General features: G+C 67.8%; 17 protein-coding genes. 4 read left to right on the forward strand and 13 right to left on the reverse strand.

Translation table 11 applies throughout. The features are described from left to right. A partial coding sequence (locus B2W70_RS08565; RefSeq protein WP_286744805.1) for an AtaL-like protein occupies positions 1–335 on the reverse strand: 335 nt, incomplete at its 3' end. A gap of 111 nt (positions 336–446) precedes the next feature. Here B2W70_RS08565 and bioB point away from each other — a divergent pair. Together bioB and B2W70_RS08575 are read left to right on the forward strand one after the other, a co-directional pair. Then, complete coding sequence (bioB, locus tag B2W70_RS08570) at positions 447–1,544, forward strand: biotin synthase BioB (protein ID WP_058087035.1); 1,098 nt, start codon at positions 447–449, stop codon at positions 1,542–1,544. A gap of 100 nt (positions 1,545–1,644) precedes the next feature. After that, positions 1,645–4,191: an ATP-binding protein gene (locus B2W70_RS08575; protein ID WP_286744808.1), complete on the forward strand. Its 2,547-nt coding sequence runs from the start codon at positions 1,645–1,647 to the stop codon at positions 4,189–4,191. A gap of 69 nt (positions 4,192–4,260) precedes the next feature. On the opposite strand, the gene B2W70_RS08580 is transcribed toward B2W70_RS08575, so the two are convergent. From B2W70_RS08580 to B2W70_RS08620, 9 genes are all read right to left on the reverse strand, one after another. Further along, a complete protein-coding gene (locus tag B2W70_RS08580) occupies positions 4,261–4,755 on the reverse strand; it encodes a DUF4442 domain-containing protein (protein ID WP_286744811.1) in 495 nt (164 codons plus the stop codon). A gap of 58 nt (positions 4,756–4,813) precedes the next feature. Then, positions 4,814–6,205 carry a DUF1501 domain-containing protein gene (locus tag B2W70_RS08585; RefSeq protein ID WP_286744814.1) on the reverse strand — a complete coding sequence of 464 codons (1,392 nt, stop codon included), beginning with the start codon at positions 6,203–6,205 and terminating at the stop codon, positions 4,814–4,816. Between the two features lie 24 nt (positions 6,206–6,229). After that, on the reverse strand, positions 6,230–7,951 hold the full coding sequence (locus B2W70_RS08590; RefSeq protein ID WP_286744816.1) for a DUF1800 domain-containing protein: 1,722 nt from the start codon (positions 7,949–7,951) through the stop codon (positions 6,230–6,232). Positions 7,952–8,093: 142 nt separating this feature from the next. Then, positions 8,094–10,415: a 5-methyltetrahydropteroyltriglutamate--homocysteine S-methyltransferase gene (gene metE / locus B2W70_RS08595; RefSeq protein ID WP_286744819.1), complete on the reverse strand. Its 2,322-nt coding sequence runs from the start codon at positions 10,413–10,415 to the stop codon at positions 8,094–8,096. 99 nt (positions 10,416–10,514) lie between these two features. Further along, entirely contained in the window at positions 10,515–11,267 is a 753-nt protein-coding gene (locus tag B2W70_RS08600) for an ABC transporter ATP-binding protein (protein ID WP_286744822.1), read from the reverse strand. 10 nt (positions 11,268–11,277) lie between these two features. Next, positions 11,278–12,516, reverse strand: a complete 1,239-nt coding sequence (locus tag B2W70_RS08605) for an ABC transporter permease (protein ID WP_286744824.1) — start codon at positions 12,514–12,516, stop codon at positions 11,278–11,280. Between the two features lie 18 nt (positions 12,517–12,534). Beyond that, positions 12,535–13,614 (reverse strand): efflux RND transporter periplasmic adaptor subunit, encoded by a 1,080-nt coding sequence (locus B2W70_RS08610; RefSeq protein ID WP_286744826.1) that lies wholly within the window; start codon positions 13,612–13,614, stop codon positions 12,535–12,537. Between the two features lie 82 nt (positions 13,615–13,696). Then, on the reverse strand, positions 13,697–14,221 hold the full coding sequence (locus tag B2W70_RS08615; protein ID WP_286744829.1) for a methylated-DNA--[protein]-cysteine S-methyltransferase: 525 nt from the start codon (positions 14,219–14,221) through the stop codon (positions 13,697–13,699). 62 nt (positions 14,222–14,283) lie between these two features. Continuing rightward, positions 14,284–14,958, reverse strand: coding sequence for a dienelactone hydrolase family protein (locus B2W70_RS08620; protein ID WP_286744830.1), 675 nt, complete (start codon positions 14,956–14,958; stop codon positions 14,284–14,286). A gap of 145 nt (positions 14,959–15,103) precedes the next feature. On the opposite strand from B2W70_RS08620, the gene B2W70_RS08625 reads away from it, so the two are divergent. Both B2W70_RS08625 and B2W70_RS08630 read left to right on the forward strand, forming a co-directional pair. Continuing rightward, positions 15,104–16,015 (forward strand): LysR substrate-binding domain-containing protein, encoded by a 912-nt coding sequence (locus B2W70_RS08625; RefSeq protein WP_286744833.1) that lies wholly within the window; start codon positions 15,104–15,106, stop codon positions 16,013–16,015. A gap of 22 nt (positions 16,016–16,037) precedes the next feature. Further along, positions 16,038–16,703: an alpha/beta hydrolase gene (locus B2W70_RS08630; RefSeq protein ID WP_286744834.1), complete on the forward strand. Its 666-nt coding sequence runs from the start codon at positions 16,038–16,040 to the stop codon at positions 16,701–16,703. A gap of 35 nt (positions 16,704–16,738) precedes the next feature. On the opposite strand, the gene B2W70_RS08635 is transcribed toward B2W70_RS08630, so the two are convergent. From B2W70_RS08635 to B2W70_RS08645, 3 genes are all read right to left on the reverse strand, one after another. After that, positions 16,739–19,072, reverse strand: a complete 2,334-nt coding sequence (locus tag B2W70_RS08635; RefSeq protein ID WP_286744836.1) for a hypothetical protein — start codon at positions 19,070–19,072, stop codon at positions 16,739–16,741. A gap of 124 nt (positions 19,073–19,196) precedes the next feature. Further along, on the reverse strand, positions 19,197–20,408 hold the full coding sequence (locus B2W70_RS08640) for a hypothetical protein (protein WP_286744839.1): 1,212 nt from the start codon (positions 20,406–20,408) through the stop codon (positions 19,197–19,199). A gap of 10 nt (positions 20,409–20,418) precedes the next feature. Continuing rightward, a partial coding sequence (locus B2W70_RS08645; protein WP_286744842.1) for a hypothetical protein occupies positions 20,419–21,166 on the reverse strand: 748 nt, incomplete at its 5' end.

Genomic DNA, 21,166 nt, shown 5'->3' on the forward strand with positions numbered 1-21,166 from the left:
CGCAGCACCATCTGGCCGGCGCGCGGCTCTTCGATGGCCATGGTCAGCCGGATGGGCGCCGTGTCACCGTGGGCCTCGGGGGTGAAAACCATCTTTTGCCCGGTCTCCGTGCGCACCTCGTCGTGCATCACGTGGGCGCCGAAATGCACGGTGCGCCGGAACACGCCCGGCTCGGTTTCCTGCCACTCGCAGCGGTCAGGTCCCATCGGAAAACGCTGGGGGGACTGCACGCGCTGCATCAACCCGCGCCAGAGCTGCTCGCGGGTGAACGTGGGCGCCACCACGGGCAAGCCGACCTGGGGTGCGTTGATCTCGATGAGGTGTTCGAATCGCATGGGCCGAGCTTAACCCCGGGATCTCCCCGTAGACTGACGTGCGCGTCATCCGGACTACACTGCGGCTCTGTGACGTCTGCCGCCGCCTTTCACCCGGTGAGATCGAATTCCATGACCTCCTGCTCCACCTCCGCCCAGCCGACCAGCGCCCCGGCCACCGCCGAACGCCCCATCCAGCTCGTGCCCAAGAAGCCCGTGCTGAACGCCCACGGCTGCGGCGGTGACTGCACCGACCCGAACTTCGACAACGGCCGCTGGCCGCGCTCGAAGGTGCTGGACCTCTTCAACCTGCCCTTCAACGACCTGCTCTGGCAGGCCCAGCAGGTGCACCGCCAGCACTGGGACGCCAACGAGATCGAGCACGCCACGCTGCTGTCGGTCAAAACGGGCGGCTGCCCCGAAGACTGCGGCTACTGCCCACAGTCACAGTCCTACGACACGGGCGTCGAAGCCAGCAAGCTGATGTCGCCAGCTGAAGTGCGCGAGGCCGTGATCGCCGCGCGCGACGCCGGCGCCAGCCGCTTCTGCATGGGCGCCGCCTGGCGCGCGCCGAAGGACCGCGACATCGAGAAGGTGGCCGAGCTCATCGGTGTGATCAAGGACGAAGGCCTGGAGGCCTGCTGCACCCTGGGCATGCTGACCGACACCCAGGCCCAGTCGCTCAAGGACGCCGGCCTCGACTATTACAACCACAACCTCGACACCGCGCCCGAGCTCTACGGCGACATCATCACCACGCGCGACCTGGAAGACCGCCTGCACACGCTTGAACACGTGCGCAAGGCCAATTTGAAGGTCTGCAGCGGCGGCATCGTCGGCATGGGCGAGACCCGCGAAGGCCGAGCCGGCCTGATCGCCCAGCTCGCCAACCTGCCCACCTACCCCGAGTCCGTGCCCATCAACGACCTGGTGCGCGTGCCCGGCACGCCGCTGGCCGACACACCGCCGCTGGACCCGCTGGAGTTCGTGCGCACCATCGCCGTGGCGCGCATCACCATGCCGACGGCCCGCGTGCGCCTGTCGGCCGGCCGCCAGGCCATGAGCGAAGCCGTGCAGGCCATGTGCTTCCTGGCTGGCGCCAACTCCATCTTTTATGGTGACAAACTGCTGACCACCGGCAACCCCGAGTTCGACGCGGACCAGGCGCTGATGAAGAAATTGGGGCTCAAGAGCGGCAAGGCCCTGACCGCGCGCGTTCAAGCTGGCTGAAACCCCGACGAACCCCGGGCGAACACCCGGCTGATCCCGGGGTTGCTCGTCCCCAGCTGACCGGATAATTGCGCCCCAAGCCATTGGGCAAGGAGCACGGATGCCGGTTTCTCGTCGCAAGCTGTACGGTCTCAAGGCCGCCGTCGCCTACCTGGTGTTCGCGGCCGCCTGGATCTTCCTGTCAGACAGCCTGCTGGCACAGTTGAGCGACCCACACACCCTGGCTCGCTACGGCATGCTCAAGGGCCTGGTGTTCGTGCTCGCCACGACCGCCATCCTCTGGTTCACCTTGATGAACGCGCCGGCAGACGCCGATGTCGACATCCAGTTCGGTGACCAGCCCGGCGACCACAACCCCTGGTTGGCCATCGCATGGGGCCTGACCATCCCGTCTCTGGCCGCCTTGGTGCAATGGACCTATTGGGAGCACCTGCGTCCCTTTGCCTGGGTGCTGGGCTACCCCGCGGTGCTGGCATCGGCATGGCTGGGCGGCTGGGTGGCCAGCGCAACAGCCACGGGGGTGTCGGCCACCCTGGCCTGGGTGGTGTTCGCTCCCACGCACCCCAACTGGGCCACGCACAAACCCTCCGGCATGATCGCCATGGGCATCTTCGTGGCCATGGGTCTGCTGGTGAGCGTGAGCATCGAGTGGATGCAGCGGGCCGAGCGGCGTTCGGGCAACAGCAAGTTCCTGGCACTGGTCGAGCAGACGCTGGCCGGCATCTACATCATCCAGCAGAACCGTTTCGTCTACGTGAACCCGGCCTTCGCCCGGATGCTGGGGTACGACCACCCCAGCCAGATCATCGGCAACCTGAGTGTCGATGACCTGGTCGACCCCGTGGACCGCGAAAAGGTGCGCCAGCACCTGCAGCTTCGCTTCGACCAGCCCGGCAAAGAGGTCAGCTACGGCTTTTCGGGCTTGAGGCGCGATGGCAGCAAGATCGAGCTGGACGTGCACGGTCGCGGGCTGGAGACCCTGAGCGGCACGGTGGTCATCGGCCTGGCGCTGGACGTCACCGACCGCCGGCGCAACGAGCTGGCCCTGCGCGACAAGCAGGCCTTGCTCGACCGCATGAGCACGCTGGCCAAGGTGGGCGGCTGGAGCATTGACGTCGCCACGGGCGTGGGCACCCGCACCGATGGCGCTGCCCGCATCCTGGACCTGGACCCTTCGCGCCCCGAGGCGCTGTCCTTTCAGGGTGGCCTGAGTTACTTCCAGGGACAAGACCACGATCAGATCTCGCAGGCCATCCAACGCGCGATCCAGCACGGGCAGCCCTACTCGCTGGAGCTGCAGCTGACCAGCTCCCAGGGCAAGACCAAGTGGATCCGCACGCAGGGTGAGCCCATCTGGCAGGACGGTCGCGTGGTGCGCATCGAAGGTGCCATCCAGGACATCAGCGAGGTGCAGCAGGCACGCGCCGAGCTGCAGGCGCACCAGGAGCACCTGGAGCAAACGGTGCGCGAGCGCACCGCCGAGCTGGAAGCGGCCAGGCAGGAGGCAGAACGCCTGAGCCGCATCAAGAGCGAGTTCCTGGCCAACATGAGCCACGAGATCCGCACGCCGCTCAACGGGGTGCTGGGACTGGCTCAAATCGGGCTGCGCGACCACGATGGCCACGCACGCCAGGTCTTCGAGCAGATCAACGCCTCGGGCCGTTTGCTGCTGGGGATCATCAACGACATCCTCGATTTCTCCAAGATCGAAGCCGGCAAGCTGCGCATCGAGCTGCAACCATTGCGCCTGAGAGAGCTGCTCGATCGCTCGCTGGCCACGGTGCGCGATCGAGCCGATGAAAAGGGCCTGAGCTTGCGCCTGGACCTCGACGCCAGCCTGCCGAACACCTTCGTCAGCGACGCCCTGCGGCTCGAGCAAGTGCTGCTGAACCTGCTGTCCAATGCCGTGAAGTTCACGCACCAGGGTGAGGTCTGCCTGAGTGCCTGCGCCCGGGACGGGCAACTCATGCTGGCCGTCACCGACACCGGCATCGGCATGGGGCCAGGCCAGGTCGAGCGGCTGTTCCGGCCTTTCGAGCAGGCCGACGGCTCGACCACGCGCCGCTTCGGTGGAACCGGGCTGGGCCTGACGATTTCTCGCCGGCTGGTGGAGATGCTGGGAGGCGACATCCGCACGCACAGCGAGGTGGGCGCGGGCACGCGCTTCGAGGTTTGCTTGCCGCTGGTGACCGACGAGCCTGCGGTCAGCGGCGCCGTTCCACTCGGCGAGCCCGAGCTCGCCCCTGTGGCGCACACCCGGCGCCTGAGCGGCCTGCGCGTGCTGGCCGCAGAAGACAACGCCGTCAACCAGTTGGTGCTGACCGAGCTGCTGGCCATCGAAGGCGCGCAGGTCACCATGTGCGATGGTGGCGCCGACGCGCTGGTTCGCCTTCAAACGCAGGGGCGCAACGCCTTCGACGTCGTGCTCATGGACATCCAGATGCCAGGCATGGACGGCTACGAAGCCACACGGCTGATCCGGGCCTTCGCCCCCGACCTGCCGGTGATCGGACAGACCGCGCACGCCATGGCCGAGGAGCACCACAAGTGCCGCGACGCCGGCATGGTTGACCTGGTGGTCAAACCGATCGAGTTGGAAGCGCTGGTGGCAGCTGTCAAGCGCCACGCGCCATCGGTTGCGGGCTGAACGCGCGGTCAAGCGGCCGCGCCCGGCCACCGAACTCCCAGCGCTCCACCTTGGGTCAGCGCCGTGGCATCAACCCCGTTTTTTGGGCACCCACGCCCAGGTCATCTCGGCCTGGATGGGCTGCTCGCCGGACTCGTCCTTGATCACCACCGGCACGACCACCTCGCCCTTGTCCTGGCTGAGGATCTGCTGGATCTGCTCAGGACGCAGGCTGGCTTCGGCCACCATGTCGCCTTGCGAGCGGCGCACGTAGTCGATCTTCATCGTCTTGATCAGGGGCAGCTTGTCGTCGGGCAGGTTCATGCCCACGCAAAAGCCCGTGGCGGTCTCGGCCAGCAGGGCCATGGCGGCGGCGTGCACGCCCTTGATGTGGTTCTGCACCTTGCGCTGGTTGCGGATGCGCACGACCACGCGCTGGCTGCTGATGACCTCGTACTTCAGCCCGGACGTGCCCACGAAGGGCACCACGCGGCCCAGCGCGAAGCTGGTGGCCCACTGGCCGATCAGGGGCAGGCCCTGCAGCTTGGCCACGGTGCGGGAGAGTTGGTTGGGGCGGGCGGACATCTGGGAGGCTCCTGTTCAGACAGGGCGACATCCTAGTGCAAGCGCCCCTCGGGCCGCATCAGGTCTTCATCAGGCCGGACAGCACTGTCGCGTCGAAGACAGAGTGGCCCGGTGCCACCAGGCCCAGGTCCGAAGGGCCCACGCCCATCCAGCGCCCCAGCGCCGCAGCCAACTGCTGCACGCCCATCGTCGGCAGCAGGCGGCCTTGGCCCACGTCGTGGCTGCCACCCAGGCCGGCATCGGGCAAGGTGCCGAACAGGCGCTGGCCTTGCACCGCGCCGCCCATCACGAAGTGGTGCGAGCCCCAGCCATGGTCGGAGCCATCGCCGTTGCTGCTGAGCGTGCGCCCGAAGTCGCTGGCGGTGAAGGTGGTGACTTGCTGCGCCAGGCCCATCTCGTCGAGCGCCTGCTGAAAGCGGCTCAGGCCCTGCGCCACCTGCCCCAGCAACACCGGGTGGCGCGCCGCGAAGTTGTCGTGCAGGTCGAAACCACCGAGCTGCACGAAGAACACCTGGCGCTTCATGCCCAGCGTGGCGCGCACCGACATCAACCTGGCGACCATGGCCAACTGCCGCGACAGGCCGTCGGCATCGAAGACCGTGTTCAAGGCCGGCGCGCCCGACAGGGCCGATCGCAACTGACCGTTGGTGTCCAGGGCCCGCTTCATCACCTTGGCGTGTTCGGCGGCCAGCACGTGGGCCTGGCTGGTTTGCGTCACCAACTTGAGGAAGGCCTGCTCGCAAGCCGCCGAGCCGAACATGCCACCGCCCAGCGCGGCCACGGCCGGCACGCCAGCGGGGTTGACCATGAAAGGCACGGCCTGCTCGCCCGCCACGAACACGGCGTTGCCCGAGGTGTTGATGCAGGTCAGCGAAGCCTGGCCGTTGTTCGACAAAGCGGCATCGACCACCCGACCACCCCAGCCAGCCGAGGTGCCCTCGGCGCCGTGCGACTGCCAGGCGGCTTGCTGATCGTTGTGCGAAAACAGCTTGGGTGGCAGCGGCACCGACTGAGACTTGTACTGCGCCAACGTGGTCGGCTCGACCAGCGTGCCAATGTTGAGCAAGCCAGCCAGGCGGCCACCGTCGTACAGGGCCTTGAGCGGCTGCAGCGCAGGCGCCAGGGCCAACTGCCGGCCGCCCAGGTTGCTTGACGCATCGGTGCTCAACGTGGTGCCCGCCAGGTTGGCCAGTGGCAGGGCCAGGTCACCGCGCGCCTTGGCATAGGCCGCGTGGCTGGTGGCATCGGCCGGCAACAGGGTGTTGCCATGGTCGTTGCCGCCCTGCATGAACACGCACACCAGCGCCTTGTAGTCGCCCGCGCCAGAGGTCTGCGCCGCGACCTCGGCCATCGTGGCCAGGTTCATCGCGAAGGGGGCGGCCGCCCCGGCAGCTGACAGCCAAGCGGTGCGTTGCAGGAAGGCGCGACGGCTGGGCGAGTGGTCGTTCATGGCGAAGGTCTAGGCGAGTGGATGTCAGCGCTGCACCAGGTACTCGGGGCAGGTCATGATCAGGAAGAAGGCAGCCAGCACGCGGTTGCGGCGCTCGTTGCTGGACTGACCGGTGATCGAGCTGACGCCCTGCACGATGGTGTCGAGCGTGGGGCGCGAGAGCATGCGGCCGGTGAGGTGCAAATCGAGCTTGTCGACCAGGGTGGGCACCTCGTCGGCGTGCAGCAGCCAGTCTTCGTAGTTGGGCAAGATGCCGGCGCCGCCGAACGGCAGCACGTTGCGCAGGAAGTTGGCGTAGCCGATCACCGTCGACTCGTTGGTGACCTGGAACTCGGGCGCCACCATGCCCAGGCGGGCGACCTCGCTGTTGGGCGGCACGTAACCCGGCCGGAAGAAGTTGAACACCGAGGGCGCGCGCAGCGGGGCCTGCCCGATCATGTCGGTGCCAGACAGGTCAGGCACGCTCCAGCGATCGTCGGTGGAGGTGGCGCGGCTCAGGCGCAACCACTGCAACAGGCGCAGCAGCGGCTCGCGCAGCTTGCCGTCGGTCTGCACGTTGATGGCGCCGGCGGCGGGCTCGGTTTTCTCAGGCCGGGCCTCGGGGTCGGACAGCACGGCGCGCAACACGGCGGCCAGGTCGCCACGCACCGGCGTCGTCGCGCCGTTGTTCTCGAACGTGAGGGCCACGCGCCGAACGTAGGCGGGGCTCGGGTTGCTGGTCACCAGCCGCTGGATCAGCTGGCGCGAGATGAAGGGCCCGACGTTGGGGTGGGCGAACACGGCGTCCAGGGCCAGGCGCAGGGCCTCGGGGCCTGGCGTGCCGTCGGGGATGTTGACCCCCAGCACGCGCTTGTCACCCGCGGCATGGCGATCGGCATGAAAGACCATGGGCTTGCGCCAGTACTCGAAAGCGCCTTCCGGGTCGAAGGGGTTGAAGCCGTCGACATCCCAACCAGTGAGTGCACGCGCGAGCTGACCGACGGTGTCGGCGTCGTAGGTTTCGGTCAGGGGCTGAATGGGCGAGCCATCGGTGTTGAGCTCGTGCAGCCCGATGGTGAACAGCTGCAGCAGCTCACGCGCGTAGTTCTCGTCGGGGCGGCGGCCGGCGGGCGTTTCCTTGGCGCTGCCGCGCATGCTCAGGTACACGCCCATGGCAGGCGACAGCGTGACGTGCGTGAGCAGGTCGCGGAAGTTGCCAAAGCAATGTTGCTCCAGCAGCTCCCACCACGCGATGCAGCCGAACTGGCGCCAGTAGGCCACCATGTTCAGCGGCGAGACCACGAAGATCTCGCTGAGCGCCAGCACCATGCGCTGGCGCATCACGTCCTGCGAGTTGCACAAGCGCCACCACAGGGCCTGGTCCAGGCCGAAGTCGCTGCGGGCCAAGGCGCGGTTGGCGTGGCCATGGTCGGTGGCCCACTGCCAGATCGAGAGCCCGATGGGCATGCGCTTTTGCGCCTCGAACCAGGTCTCTGCGCCCTGGTCCAGGATCTCGTTGACCTCCGAGGGCGTGGAGCCCAGGCCACCCTGGTTGAGCAGGCGGGCAGCGCGCTCGGCGGTCATGGCTTCGAAGCCTTGAGAGCCCGCACCGCAAGCGCTCAAGGCCACGGCGGCCACCGCGCCCATGGCCATGGCGCCCTTCAGGCCCACCTCGGCCTGTGCCTGACCTGGTTCCGCTTGTGTCTCGATCGCCTGCAAAGCCGCCTCCGCCATGAACTGAGGACGCCAGGTCACCTGGCTGTCCATGGGGTGCGACTGTATCGACTGGCGTTCGACGCATGGGCGTCAGAAGCGTGACCTCGTGTTACTTACCGAACGGTTTGCGTCAAACGTGATCACTTTCACTGAGGTGGTTCACAACATCACCAAGCTGGTGCGTCCAAACGGCTCAGGCCGCGCGCTGAAGGCCCGCCTCGCGCCGCAGCACGCCGGCGGCTGCGACCATGTTGCGCAGCGCGGCTTCGGTCTCCACCCAGCCTCGGGTTTTGAGGCCGCAGTCGGGGTTGACCCACAGCCGCTCAGCCGGTACGACCTCGGCGGCACGGCGCAACAGTCGCACCATGGCTTCGACCGATGGCACGCGTGGCGAGTGGATGTCGTACACCCCGGGCCCGATCTCGTTGGGGTAGTGGAAGGCACCGAAGCCGTCGAGCAGCTCCATCGCCGAGCGCGAGGTCTCGATGGTGATGACGTCGGCATCCATCGCCGCGATGCTGGGCAGGATGTCGTTGAACTCCGAGTAGCACATGTGGGTGTGCACCTGGGTCTCGTCGCGCACGCAGCACGACGAGACCTTGAAGGCGCGCACGGCCCAGTCGAGGTACACCGCCCAGTCACCTCGGCGCAGCGGCAGGCCTTCACGGAAGGCTGGCTCGTCGATCTGGATCACGCGGATGCCGGCTTTTTCCAGGTCGGCCACCTCTTCGCGGATGGCCAGGGCCAGTTGCAGCGCGGTGGTCTCGCGCGGCTGGTCGTCGCGCACGAAGGACCACTGCAGCATCGTGACCGGGCCGGTGAGCATGCCCTTCATGGGCCGATCGGTGAGCGACTGCGCGTAGCGCGTGGTCTCGACCGTCATGGGCTCGGGGCGGAACACATCGCCGTACAGCACCGGCGGCTTGACACAACGCGAGCCATAGCTCTGCACCCAGCCGTTGTCGCTGAAGGCATAACCCCACAGCTGCTCGCCGAAGTACTCGACCATGTCGTTGCGCTCGGCCTCGCCGTGCACCAGCACGTCCAGGCCCCAGGCTTCCTGCTGCCTGACCGCGTGCTCGATCTCGGCGCGCATGCGCTGCAGGTAGTCGGTGGCCGAGAGCTCGCCCTTGCGCCAGGCCGATCGCGCCTGGCGGATCGACGTGGTCTGCGGGAAGGAGCCGATGGTGGTGGTGGGCCAGTCGGGCAGTTGCAGGGCCTCGCGTTGAACGGCCTGGCGCTGCACGAAGGGGCTGTGTCGCTGGGCCATGTCGGCTGTGAGCTGGGCCAGGCGCTTTTGCACGACCGGGTTGGTGACGCGGCCGGAGGTGCGGCGCTTGGCGAGGGCGCGCCGCTGTTGTTCGAGCTCGGTGGACACGGCCTGGCTGCCCTCGTTGAGCGAGCGGGCGATGACGCGCAACTCCTGCAGCTTCTCGGTGGCGAACGCCAACCAGCCTTTGACCTCGGCGTCGAGCTTGACCTCGTGGTCCAGCGACACGGGCACGTGCAGCAGCGAGCAAGATGGCGCCACCCACAGGCGCTCGCCCAACTGGGCCTTGAGCGGCTGCAGCAAGCCCAGTGCGCGGTCCAGGTCGCTGCGCCAGATGTTGCGCCCGTCGATCACGCCCACCGACAGGACAGCGGTGGCTGGCAAGGCGGCCGACCAGGCATCGAGCTGCTGCGGCGCCCGCACCAGGTCGATGTGGAAGCCCTGCACAGGCAACTGGGTCGCCAGCACCGCGTGGTCTGCAGCGGTGTCGAAGTAGGTGGCCAGCATCAGCTTCGTGCCCGATCCGCGCAGGTCCGCCGCCAGCTCGTCGTAGGCCGGCTGGAAGGCGGCCAGCCAGTCGGCAGGCAGGTCCTGGCACAAAGCGGGCTCATCGACCTGCACCCATTCGACCCCTCGCTCGCGCAAGCCCTGCAACACGCGGCGGTAGGCCTGCACCGCGCGCGGCAGCAGGCTCAGGCGATCGAAGCCGGCGTGCTCGCCATGGCCCTTGGACAACCACAGGAAGCTGACAGGCCCGAGCAGCACGGCCTTGACGCGGTGACCAAGCGCTTGAGCCTCGTCCACCTCGTCGAGCAGCCAGTTCACACCGCCCGCGAACGCGGTGTCGGGTGTGAGTTCGGGCACCAGTTGGTGGTAGTTGGTGTCGAACCACTTGGTCATTTCCATGGCCGGCTGGGCGGCGTTGCCACGCGCCAGCTCGAAGTGCTGAACCAGGCTCAGCGTGCGCGCATCAAAGCCGAAGCGCGCGGGCAAGGCGCCCAGCGTGGCGGCCAGGGTCAGGGTGGTGTCGTACCAGGCGAAGTCGCCGACGGTGACGGCGTCGAGCCCGGCCTCGCGTTGCAGGGCCCAGTGGCGCTGGCGCAGCTCGGCACCCGTGCGACGCAGTTCGGCCTCGCTGCGCTCACCGCGCCAAAAACTTTCGAGGGCGAACTTGAGTTCGCGCTGCGCGCCAATGCGCGGAAAGCCCAGGATGTGGGCGGGGGTGTGGGGGTTGTGCTGATTCATGCTGGCCTTCTGACTGCCTGGTTCCTGAGATGGGAGGCAGTGTGGGCAAGCAGGCCGCTTGAATCAAGCGACATGTTTTCAATCAGGCTTGAATGAAATTCATCCCTGCTGAAGGCCGGCTTCGGGCGAGCCGTCTCGGTCGATGCGGCCGTCGACCAGCTCGATGACGCGGTCGCAGCGGGCGGCCAGGCGTGGGTCGTGGGTCACGATCAGGAAGGTGGTGCCCACGCGCCGGTGGATGTCCCGCATCAGTGCAAACACCTCGGATGACGAGGCCGTGTCCAGGTTGCCGGTGGGCTCGTCGGCGAGCACCAAGGGCGGCTCGAGCATCAGCGCCCGCGCGATGGCCACGCGCTGCTGCATGCCACCCGAGAGCTGCGCCGGCTTGCGCTCCAGCGCGTGAGCCAGGCCCACTGCAGCCAGCAACTCACGCGCCCGCTCTCGCTGAGCGCGCGAGACCACGCCATCGCGCGAGCGCACCGGCATGCTCACGTTCTCTTCGGCCGTGAACGCGGGCAGCAGGTGGTGAAACTGGAAGACAAAGCCCAGGGTGTCGCGGCGCAGGCGTGTCAGGCCTTCGTCGTCCAGGCGAGCGACGTCCTCGCCAGCCAGGGTGTACCGGCCCGACGTGCCACGCTCGAGCAAGCCCAGCACGTTCAACAGCGTGCTCTTGCCCGAACCCGATGGGCCGATCAACGCGGCGAACTCGCCTTGTCGGATGCGCAGGTCCAGGCCATGCAGCACCTCGATCTCGTTGGGCTCGCCCTGGTTGTAGACCTTGTGCAGGCCTTCGATCTGCACCAGCTCGGCGCCGGCGGTGTGAGCAGCTTGTGCGTGGAGGGGCGATGTCATGCGATCGGGCTCACATCCGGATGGCTTGCGCCGGGTCCATGCGCGCGGCCCGGCGCGCCGGCAACACCGCCGCCACCAGGCCCGCCACGAAGGCCAGCGCCACCGTCTGCAGCGCGGTCGACAGCGGCAGGGTGATGCTGAACAGCGGCAGGCCGTCCGCCCCTCGCACGAAGGTGGTGAAGACCTTGATCATGCCCATGGCCAGGCCGGTGCCCAGCACCGAGCCCATCAGGCCCACCAGCGCGCCCTGGATCAGGAACAGCCGCAACACCTGCCCCCGTTGTGCTCCCATGGCCCGCAAGATGCCGATCTCGCGCTGCTTCTGCACCACCGAAACGACCAGCACGCTGGCGATGCCCAGCACCACGACCACCATCACCACCGATCGGATCAGGGTGGTGCTGATGTTCTGCGCGTTGAGCGCCGTCACCAGCTGCGAATTGGCCTCCTGCCAGCTCTCGACCTTGGTGGGCAACTCGCGCGCCAGGGCGCGGGCCAGGTCCTGCGCAGCCCACACGTCGTCAACGCGCAGGTCGATCTGCGTCACTCCCCCCGGCAAGTCGAGCAGCGTCTGGGCGGTGCGCAAGGGCAGGATCACCACGCGGCGGTTCAGGTCGCGGATGCCCAGGTCCACCAGGCCGCTCAGGCGCAAGGTGTCGGTGCGCTGGTCGGTGGTGACAACGATGCGATCGCCCACGCGCACACCCAGGTCTTCGGCCAAGGTTTTGCCAATCAGGGCTTCGCCCGGACCGATGCGAAAGGCCCCGGCCACCAGCTTTTCGCGCAGCCCGACGATGCGGTCGTAGCGATCGAGTTCGACCCCGCTGAGCGCAACCGAACGCGTGGCCTCGCCTCGCCGTGCCAGCGCAGGCCCCGACACCATGGGCGAGACCGCCGCCACGCCCTGGCGCTGCTGCAAGGCCGCCTCCACCGCCGGCCAGTTGCCGATGGTGCGCAGCCGCTGCGAACGCGCCTGGGTGTCGGTGAAGCGGCGTTCGGTGGCGCTGCCTTGCCAGGCTGGCAGCACCTTCTCTTCGAGCGGCGAGACCACGATGTGGGCCTGCGCCCCCAGGGTCTTGTTGAGCGTGTTGGCCTGCAGACCACTGACCAGGGCCGAGATGTAGGCCACCACGGCCACACCCGCGGCCACGCCCACCACGATCAGCAGAGACTGAAAACGCCCTTCCTTGAGGAATCGGATGGCCACGCTGAACTCGAAGGCCAGGGGCGGTTGACGGAGCCAGCGCATGGTCTGGGTGACTTCGGCTCAGCGCTTGGCACGCGCTCGCACGCGTGCGTCAGGGGCCAGGCCCACCGGGTCCAGCACCACCTCGTCGCCATCTTTCAAACCGCTGCGCACCTCGACCTCGGTGAGCGTGCGCAAGCCCAGTTGCACCGGCTGCAGCACCGCTCGGCCACCGCGCAGCACCATGACCTCACCTTCGGCGCCCTCGCCGTCGGTGCTGGACGAGCGCAAGGCCCGCAAAGGCAGCACACGTGCGCCGCTGCGCTCACCGGTGCGCACCTCGACCGACAAGGTCATGTCTTCGCGCAGGAAGTCGGGGCGCTGCCCTGTCACCGACAGGCGCACCTCCACGGATCCACTTTGCGCGTTCACCGAGGGGGCCAGCCGAGACACCTGTGCGCTGAAAGGCTGGCCGGGGTAGGCATCGGCCAGCACGCGCGCCGGCTGGCCCACCTGCAGCTGCCCCAGGAAGCGCTCATCGACCTGCGCCACCAGCTCCAGCGGCCCTTGCACCGACACGGTCAGCAAGGCCTTGCCAGCCTGCACGATCTGACCCGGGTCCACGTTGCGCACCAGCACCTGAGCCCCTGCAGGCGCCCGCACCACGTGCTGAGCCAGCTTGGCTTGTGCGGCTTGCAAGGCCGCGCGTGCGGCATCGCGCTGGGCGCGGGCCACGTCGGTGGCGCGGCGGGCGTCATCGAGCTTTTGCTGACTGTAGAAGGCCTGGGCCACCAGCTCCTGCGTGCGGGGCAGGTCCCGCTCGGCAGCGCGCAAGGTGGCGTCGGCTTGCTTGAGTGAGGCGTCGGCCTGCAGCGCCGCCGCACGGGCCTCGTCGGTCTCCAGCTCGATCAGGGGCGCGCCGGCGCGCACGGCATCGCCCTCGTCCACCAGGACCCGGGCCACGCGCCCGGTCAGGGTGGTGCCCAATTCGACCCTCGCGGGCGTGGCCACGCGTGCCGTGAACTGAAGCGTGCGCACCAGCGGCCGGCTGGAGGCCTGCGTGGTTTCAACGGAGGTGGGGCGCTGCCACCAAGCGTAAGCGCCCGCACCGAGGGCCAGCACCAGAACCAGTGCGCCGACCGTGCCTTGGCTGACTTTCATCCGACTCCCGGGCCATCAAAGGGGGGCGGGCACAGGCCCGCCACAACACCCCTGACGGTATCACGGCGTCATGCGCAAGCGCTCACCCACGGCCCTCGCGTTCGAGCAAACTTTGCTTGCGCTCAACCCCCCAGCGATAACCGGAGAGCCCGCCATCGCTGCGGATGACGCGGTGGCAGGGCACCACCACCGCCAGCGGGTTGGCCGCACAGGCGGAAGCAACGGCGCGCACGGCATCGGGTTTGCCGATGCGCGTGGCCAGCTCGGTGTAGCTCACGGTCTGCCCAGGCGGGATCTGGCGCAGCGCGTCCCAGACCTGCAGCTGGAACTCGGTGCCCAGCGGGTCGAGCGGCCAGTCCAGGCCCTGGCTGGGATCGGCCAGCATGGTCTGCACCGCGTCCAGCGCCGCCGACAGCTCGGCCTCGTCCTGCATCAGCTGAGCGCGGGGAAAGCGCTCGGCCAGTTCTTCGACCAGCGCGCCCTCGTCGTCGCCCATGAGGATGGCGCACAGGCCGCGCCCGCGGTCGGCCACCAACAACAAGCCCTTGAGACCCGGACCACAGGCACCGACGTCATATCGGATGAATTCGGACGACACAGGACGCATGGCAAGCTCCTCTCGGGAAGATTGAGACAAAGGTGGCGCCTGCATCGACCAAGCCCAAGGGCTCAGCCTCCGAGGTACCGGGCGAAAAATGCGGTCGTGCGGGACCAGGCCAACTCTGCGCACGCGGCGTCGTACACCTCGGCGCGGCGAGAATCGTTGAAAAAAGCGTGTTGCGCCACGTAGTGGTGCACCTCGGGCGAGTGCCCGGCGGCACGCATGTCGGCCTCCAAGGAGGCCGCCGCAGCAGGCGTGCACCAAGTGTCGAGCGTGGCGAAGTGTCCCATGAAGGGGATGCGGATGAGCGCGGGGTCGGCCACCTGCCTGGGCGGGATGCCGTAGAAGCACACGGCCGCCGACAGCCCCGGCACCAGCGCCGCAGCCGCGACCGTGAGCGCCCCACCCATGCAGAACCCGGTGACGCCGACCTTGCGCCCGCCTTCAGCCAAGTGGATCACGCAGCCCGCGATGTCCTGCTGGATCGCATCGGCAAAATCCAGGCTCTCCATGAGGTGATTGGCCTCGTCTGCCTGGGTGGTTGCCCGGCCCCGGTACAGGTCGGGGGAGAGCACGGTGTACCCCTCGGAGGCCAGGCGTTCGGCCACGCTGCGAATGTGGTCATTGAGCCCCCACCACTCCTGGACCAGGACGACGGCCGGCGAGCCCGGGCAAGGGCTTGGCGCGAGGTAGGCGGGGGTCTTGCCGCCATCAGGACGGCTGACCTCGATCATCTGGCCCATGGGGAAACGGCTCCGTGAAAAATGCACAAATGAAGGGGGTCAGGCCATTGTGCCGTCCGCCGCCCGACTTGTCTTCACCGGGTTCGCCCTGCCACCCAAGCATGAATAGAATGCATGCAATTTCATCAATTCGTCATTGGCGCTCATGCTGGACATCCGACACCTGCGCTCGCTCGTGGCCATCGCCGACACCGGCAAGCTGGCCACCGCCGCCGAGCGCGTGCACCTGACGCAGTCCGCCCTGTCGCACCAGATCCGCGCCCTGGAAGAGCACCACGGCCTGCCCCTGTTCGAGCGCACGCGGCACGGCCTGACCTTCCTGCCCGCTGGCGATCGGCTGCTGCAACTGGCGCGCACCGTGCTGGCCGAGGTGCAGGCGGCCGAGCGAGACCTTCAGCGCATGAACGGCCAGGCCAGCGGCGAGCTGCGCATCGCGCTCGAATGCCACACCTGCTTCGACTGGCTCATGCCCGTGATGCACCAGTTCCGCCAGCGCTGGCCGGGCGTCGAGGTGGACCTGGTGGCGGGCTTTCACGCCGACCCGCTGACGCTGCTCAAGGAAGGCCGCGCCGACCTGGTCATCGGCTCGCGACCCAAGGCCGTGCGGCCCTGGCAGGTGCTGCCGCTGTTTCGATTCGAGATCCTGGCGGTGCTGGCCAACGACCACCCGATGCGCCACAAGCGCCACCTCAGCCCGAAGGACTTCGAGGGCGAAACGCTCATCACCTACCCGGTGCCCGAGCAGCGCATCGACCTCATCCGCGAGGTGCTGCAGCCCGCCGGCATCGCGCTGCAACGCCGCACGGCCGAACTCACAGTGGCCATCGTGCAGCTGGCCGCCAGCCGACGGGGCATTGCCGCCCTGCCCTCATGGGGGCTGCAAAGCTACCTCTCGCACGACTACGTGCAGGGCTTGCGCATCGGGTCCAAGGGCCTGTGGAGCGAGCTGCACGCCATCTGGCCACGCGCGCAATCAGGACAGCCCTGGATGCAGGACATCGCCGGCATCATCCGCAGCGAATGCGCGCAGTTGCCGGGCATCGAGTGGCTGAGCTGAACCGCATTCAACAGGGACCCCCATGCTGATCACGCAAGACATCGAAACCGGCCCGAACCCCACGGCCAGCATCATCATCCTGCACGGCCTGGGCGCCGATGGCAGCGACTTCGTGCCCTTTTGCGGCGAGCTCACGCTCGAAGAGGTGGGCCCCGTTCGCTTCGTGCTGCCCAGCGCGCCCGTGCGGCGCGTGAGCCTGAACAACGGCTACCCCATGCAGGCCTGGTACGACATCCTGCCGGTCAGTGGGCCCAAGCGCGAAGACGAGGCCTCGTTGCGCGAAGCGCACGTGCAGGTGATGTGGCTGATCGAGCGCGAGATGGCGCGCGGCGTGCCAGCGGATCGCATCGTGCTGATGGGCTTTTCGCAAGGCTGTGCCATGACGCTGATGACGGGCCTGCGTTGCCCGCACAAGCTGGCGGGCCTGGTGGCCATGTCGGGCTACCTGCCGCTGGCGGACACCACCGCAGCCGAGCGTCACGCCGCCAACCAGCACACGCCCATCTTCATGGCGCATGGCAGCGAAGACGACGTGGTGAGCATCACGCGCGGCGCGGCGGCGCGCGATGCGTTGGTGGCGCTGGGTTACGACGTGAGCTGGCACAGCTACCCGATGGACCACTCGCTGTGCATGGCCGAGGTCGATGACATCCACGAGTGGGTGGCGGAGAGGCTTCGCCTGGCCTGACCCGCCCCCCTCGCTCGCCGGTCGGCAAGCCCTGCTCACTCGGACGGCAGGGCCACCTTCGAGAGCACAAAAGCCCTCACCGCGCTGGCGTCGTAACCCAGCTCGCTGCCCCAACCATCGGTGGCGCTCGAATCGACGTACAGCGTCTCGCTGAAGCCCGCCACCACGCAGCCGTTCGGGTTGCAGCCTGCAGGCAGGTTGGTGGTCATCAGCTCGTGCACCGTCATCGTCGCGGGGGAGCCGCCGAAGGGGTCCTCGTTGACCAGGGGCGTGCCCGGGTTGTCCACGGTGGGCGCGCGGCTGGTGTCCAGAGGGTCCTGCGTGCGCGAGAGCACCGCGCGCGTGCCCCGCACCGTCTGGAAGCTGTAGCGCGCGAAACCATGCGGGTGCCAGGCCTGGTAAGGCAGCGACACCACGTCGCCATCGTCCACTTCCAGCACGCCGCAGCACTCGTCGGCCAAGGTGCTGCCCACGCTGGGCGCGGGCAGTTGCGCGTAGCAGGCGTTGTTGTCCACGTGCAGGGTGACGATGAGGCTGTTGCCCGAAACCAGGCCCAGCGGCTGCGCATCGGTGGTGTAGATGGTGCCGGTGAGGTCGGGCACATCGGGCACGACGAACTTGATGCCCAGTGCGTTGATGTCGATGGGGTCACCCTCGTCATCGAACAAGTCCACCTTGATCTGGATGCGGCCGCTCTCGTCGCTCGTGCCGGAGACGATGCTGCCGTTGGCGTTGTAGCGCAGGCCCGGCACGAAAAGGTGGCTGGGCAGCTTGGCGCTGGTGAGGTGCTCGACGACCTCACCGGCGCTCGGCGGCGTGTCCCACAGGCCTTGCGGCGCCACCGATGGGTAGGGGATTTGCGTCAGGTCGGGCACGAAGGTGCCATCGCCTTTGGGCACGGGCTTGGGGCCCAGCGTGTAGGGCGTCCAGGCGGGCACCGGCCCGGTCGGGGTGGGCACGTCGTGTCGGTAGTAATGCTGGATGCCGTCTTTGAGCGGCTGGAAGCTGCCACTGCCGCCGCGCCGCCACGAGACTTGGTAATGACGCACGCCCAGGGACTCGAGCTCGTTGGCGAACAGCAGGCGCGGGCGCAGCAGGCCACCGAAGGGCCGCCCGTCCGAAGTGAGCCCGAAGCGAGCGGCCACCTCGGACGCGGGGCGCGTGTCGCGCAGGTGCTTGCTCGCGCCGTAGACCTGGCTGAGCGGCAGGCCACCGATGGCCAGGAAGGCAACCCAGCGCGATGCGCCCGACGGCCCCACCACCGGCGGGCAAGGCGCGCACGTGTGGGCAAAGGGACTGGATGTGTAGAGCTTGACATCGGTGCCCGAGGCGTAGTCCCACCAGGTGTGACAAGCCACCGGCGTGGGCGCGTAAATGGTGGCCTTGATCGGGCCAAAGATGTGCTGTGTGGCCTTGAAATAGAGGTCCGGCGTGTCGTGGTTGTGGCAGCCCTGGAAGAACAGCGTTCGGAAGTGGCCGCAGGCATCGGTGGTGGCGGTGCCCACGCGCTGCATGGTCACGAAACGCGGGTAGAGCCAGCACAGCAAGGGTCGGATCAGCACCGGGTTCTGGATCAGCGCCTGCTGGAACTGCAGCGTGCTGCCGGCCTGAGCGAGGTAGCGCAACTCGGTGGCTTCGGTCAGCTTGGTGAGGGTGGCGGAGCTGTCTGCGGTCAAGGCGTGGCTTTGAGCGGCCAGCGTGGTGCTGCCCTTGAGCTTGCGCAGCGACGCGCCCGTGAATTCGAGGGGCAGCGGGTCAGGCCCGGGTTGCGGGATGGGCACCGGTCCGCCGCGCACCGGCACATCGATGAGGGGCTTGGGAATGCGGGCGTTGGCGATGATGTCGCGCAGGCGATCGATCACCAGCACCGGCAGCTTGGGGATGATGATGTAGAGCGGATCGACCTCGTAGACCTCGACGGTGGCGTTGCACACGGGGAAGTCGACTTGCTGGCCGCCAATGGTCACCTTTTTGAGCAACTGGCCCTGCACGAACACGGCCGAGCGCAGCCAGCACAACCAGTTGGGTTCGAAGACGGTGAGGCTGGCCACCAGCTCGCGCTGACCGGGGCGATAAGCCAGGTGCTGTTCGATGGCGCCACGGCGAACAAGCTCGTCAAGGTCAGGTTGCTTGTCGTCGAGCTTGGGGCCCACGAGCACCCGCAGGTTGTCGGCCGCTGCGATGGCCTGGATGCTGAAGCGGGCTTCACCCTTTTCATTGATGGGCGCACTGCCCAGCGGAGCGGCTTCGGAGCTGAAGACGTAGGCGTGCGCGTCGACCTTGGGGGCGTTGTTCGACGTCGCTTGAAAACGAACTTGGACCGCGATGTTCAGGGCAGTGGGTTTGCCCTGTTGAAGCTTGGTGGCCATGAAGACTCTCCTGTCGTTGAGGGTCGACACGAAGAGATCGACCTGGTGAGGTCAATCTAGTCTTCAAGGCTTGCGCATGCCTCCCAAAGCTTGGGGGGAGGATGAGGTCAGGGTAGGGGGGGCATCATCTGACCGCAGCAGGCATCGCAAGCTCGCCAGACAGGAAGCGCTGATCACGCGTTTCGGCACAAGCCTTTGGCGCGGGTGCGCCATGGCCCGCTTGCTGCAAGGCCTCTTCGCTGCGCCCCAGAGCGGCCAGCACTTGGGCCCGGTGCGTCAGCGTCTCCTGGTACATGCCTTCGTCGTCGGGCTCACACCGCTGGTGGAATCCTTCGATGGCGGCATCCAGCTCGGACAGCGCTTGGTCGTGGCGGCCCAAGGCATGCAAGGCCCAGGCGTGCGAATCCAGGATGGCCGGCGTGGCGTCGAGCGTCAGGGCTTGGGCCAGCAAGGACTCGGCCAGCTCGGGCAGCCTCGGTGGCTGCTGATCGACCAGACCGTACCCCGCAGAGTTGAGGCGATCGGCCAGCGCCTTGCGGCTGATGCCGGGCTCGGACAGCCAGTTGCTCACCAAGGCTCGGATCTCGCTGCCTGACCCATGCGCCAGCAACACATCCATGAGCTTGCTTCGGACGCGCTCTTGCGACGTGGGCGACCAGCCTTGGCGAAGCAGACCTTGCAAGCCCTTGATCTGACGCTGCGGATCGGTCTGGGCCATGACAGGGTTGAGCGCAGTCGCGAGCTTGCGGCACTCCCCTTCGTCCGTGCTGGTGTAGAGGCGCATGGTGGTTGGCTTGCGATCCAGGACGCGGGCCGTGTGCCCTCCAGGCAAGGATCGGCCACAGAAGATCGCGCCGCCCTCTGCGTCGATCAGGTAGGGGTGGTCGGCCACGCCGTTGTCGTCCTGGTCAACGAGCCTGAAGGTCATGCCCTGCGGCCCCTTCCCGAGCAGGGGCAACACCATCCAGTCCTGCGGTTCAACCGGTGTCTTCGAGCGGTAAAGGGCAGTGCGTCCTTGTGCATCGGTGACGCCCTGGTGTGCATCGGGCCCTCCCTCCCACTTCACGCCTTCCCGTGTGCTGACCTGGTAGCGGGCTCGCCGCCAGGGTCTGTCGGGCTGGCGGGCATCGCGCACCACGAATCGGTAGGTGTGCGCCCCTTCCCCCACCGAAGCGATGGCCTTGTCTTGCACAGAGGGGGCCAGGCGCTCCAGGTAGGTCTGCTCGTATCCCTGGTCGACCGACCTTCGGCAACAAGCCTGGGCTTGCAACGCGCAGGTGGCGGCCAGCGTGAAGGCGATGGCGCCCATGAGGCGTCGGGCGTTGTGGCGTGTCATGTTGAGGTCCTCAGGGTTGGCGGCAGCGAACGGGCTGCTTGGGCCACGTCTGCTGACCGCTCGGGCCGTGCACGATGAGCTGCCCGCAGCGAGCGCTCAATCGAAGCTTCCATCCTCGAACGGCGCGGGCATCGGCGGCCTCGTCGCCTGCCTCGGTCATGGGCTCGCTGCCGTTCGGCGAGTGCACCGGCGCAGGTGCCAGCGTGCCGTCGGGCAGCAGGCGCGCAAGTTGCTGACCCGGGTTCGTCCACGCCAGGCCATCTTCGGCATGCGGGTCGGTGCCCCACCATGGCGTGCGCAGCACCACCCTGCCTGAGGCGTCCAGCAGCTCCATGCCGGCCTGCTCGCCAGCAATCAGGTATCGGTCAGCAGCCAGGCGCCAACTTTGGCCGCGACGAGGCGGCGTCAAAGCGCGCCCGCCGGCAACGTGCCAGAGTTGATGCGTGAGCTGACCCTGCGCATGAACGGAAACGCGCACGACCTGATCATCCAGCCACTCGATGGCTTCGGGCGAATCGGTCAAGGGCGGGACGCGCCAGCCGCCATCCGGGCCCAACACGCCCCACTGCTCCCCTTGGCGAGCAAACAGCCAGTCGCCACGGGCCTCACGCAGCTCGTCCACCTCGGGTGCGTTCACGCGCTTGGCCACGAGGGGGGCAATGAAGGTGGTGCCTGCGGGATCGCCCTCGCTGTTCTGGCAGCGCAACCAAGGCCCCGACCAGCCACCGCAAGCCGTCAAGGCACCAGGCGGCAGGGCC

Source organism: Aquabacterium sp. UBA2148 (assembly GCF_002328915.1).
Lineage (GTDB): Bacteria > Pseudomonadota > Gammaproteobacteria > Burkholderiales > Burkholderiaceae_C > Aquabacterium > Aquabacterium parvum.

Bases quoted from the DNA above. Each gene is read 5' to 3' on its own strand.
- B2W70_RS08610 (WP_286744826.1), bottom strand. From the start codon at position 13,614: ATGAAAGTCAGCCAAGGCACGGTCGGCGCACTGGTTCTGGTGCTGGCC.
- B2W70_RS08635 (WP_286744836.1), bottom strand. From the start codon at position 19,072: ATGGCCACCAAGCTTCAACAGGGCAAACCCACTGCCCTGAACATCGCG.
- B2W70_RS08625 (WP_286744833.1), top strand. From the start codon at position 15,104: ATGCTGGACATCCGACACCTGCGCTCGCTCGTGGCCATCGCCGACACC.
- B2W70_RS08585 (WP_286744814.1), bottom strand. From the start codon at position 6,205: ATGAACGACCACTCGCCCAGCCGTCGCGCCTTCCTGCAACGCACCGCT.
- B2W70_RS08630 (WP_286744834.1), top strand. From the start codon at position 16,038: ATGCTGATCACGCAAGACATCGAAACCGGCCCGAACCCCACGGCCAGC.
- B2W70_RS08580 (WP_286744811.1), bottom strand. From the start codon at position 4,755: ATGTCCGCCCGCCCCAACCAACTCTCCCGCACCGTGGCCAAGCTGCAG.
- B2W70_RS08600 (WP_286744822.1), bottom strand. From the start codon at position 11,267: ATGACATCGCCCCTCCACGCACAAGCTGCTCACACCGCCGGCGCCGAG.
- B2W70_RS08575 (WP_286744808.1), top strand. From the start codon at position 1,645: ATGCCGGTTTCTCGTCGCAAGCTGTACGGTCTCAAGGCCGCCGTCGCC.
- B2W70_RS08605 (WP_286744824.1), bottom strand. From the start codon at position 12,516: ATGCGCTGGCTCCGTCAACCGCCCCTGGCCTTCGAGTTCAGCGTGGCC.
- B2W70_RS08615 (WP_286744829.1), bottom strand. From the start codon at position 14,221: ATGCGTCCTGTGTCGTCCGAATTCATCCGATATGACGTCGGTGCCTGT.
- B2W70_RS08640 (WP_286744839.1), bottom strand. From the start codon at position 20,408: ATGACACGCCACAACGCCCGACGCCTCATGGGCGCCATCGCCTTCACG.
- B2W70_RS08590 (WP_286744816.1), bottom strand. From the start codon at position 7,951: ATGGACAGCCAGGTGACCTGGCGTCCTCAGTTCATGGCGGAGGCGGCT.
- bioB (WP_058087035.1), top strand. From the start codon at position 447: ATGACCTCCTGCTCCACCTCCGCCCAGCCGACCAGCGCCCCGGCCACC.
- metE (WP_286744819.1), bottom strand. From the start codon at position 10,415: ATGAATCAGCACAACCCCCACACCCCCGCCCACATCCTGGGCTTTCCG.
- B2W70_RS08620 (WP_286744830.1), bottom strand. From the start codon at position 14,958: ATGGGCCAGATGATCGAGGTCAGCCGTCCTGATGGCGGCAAGACCCCC.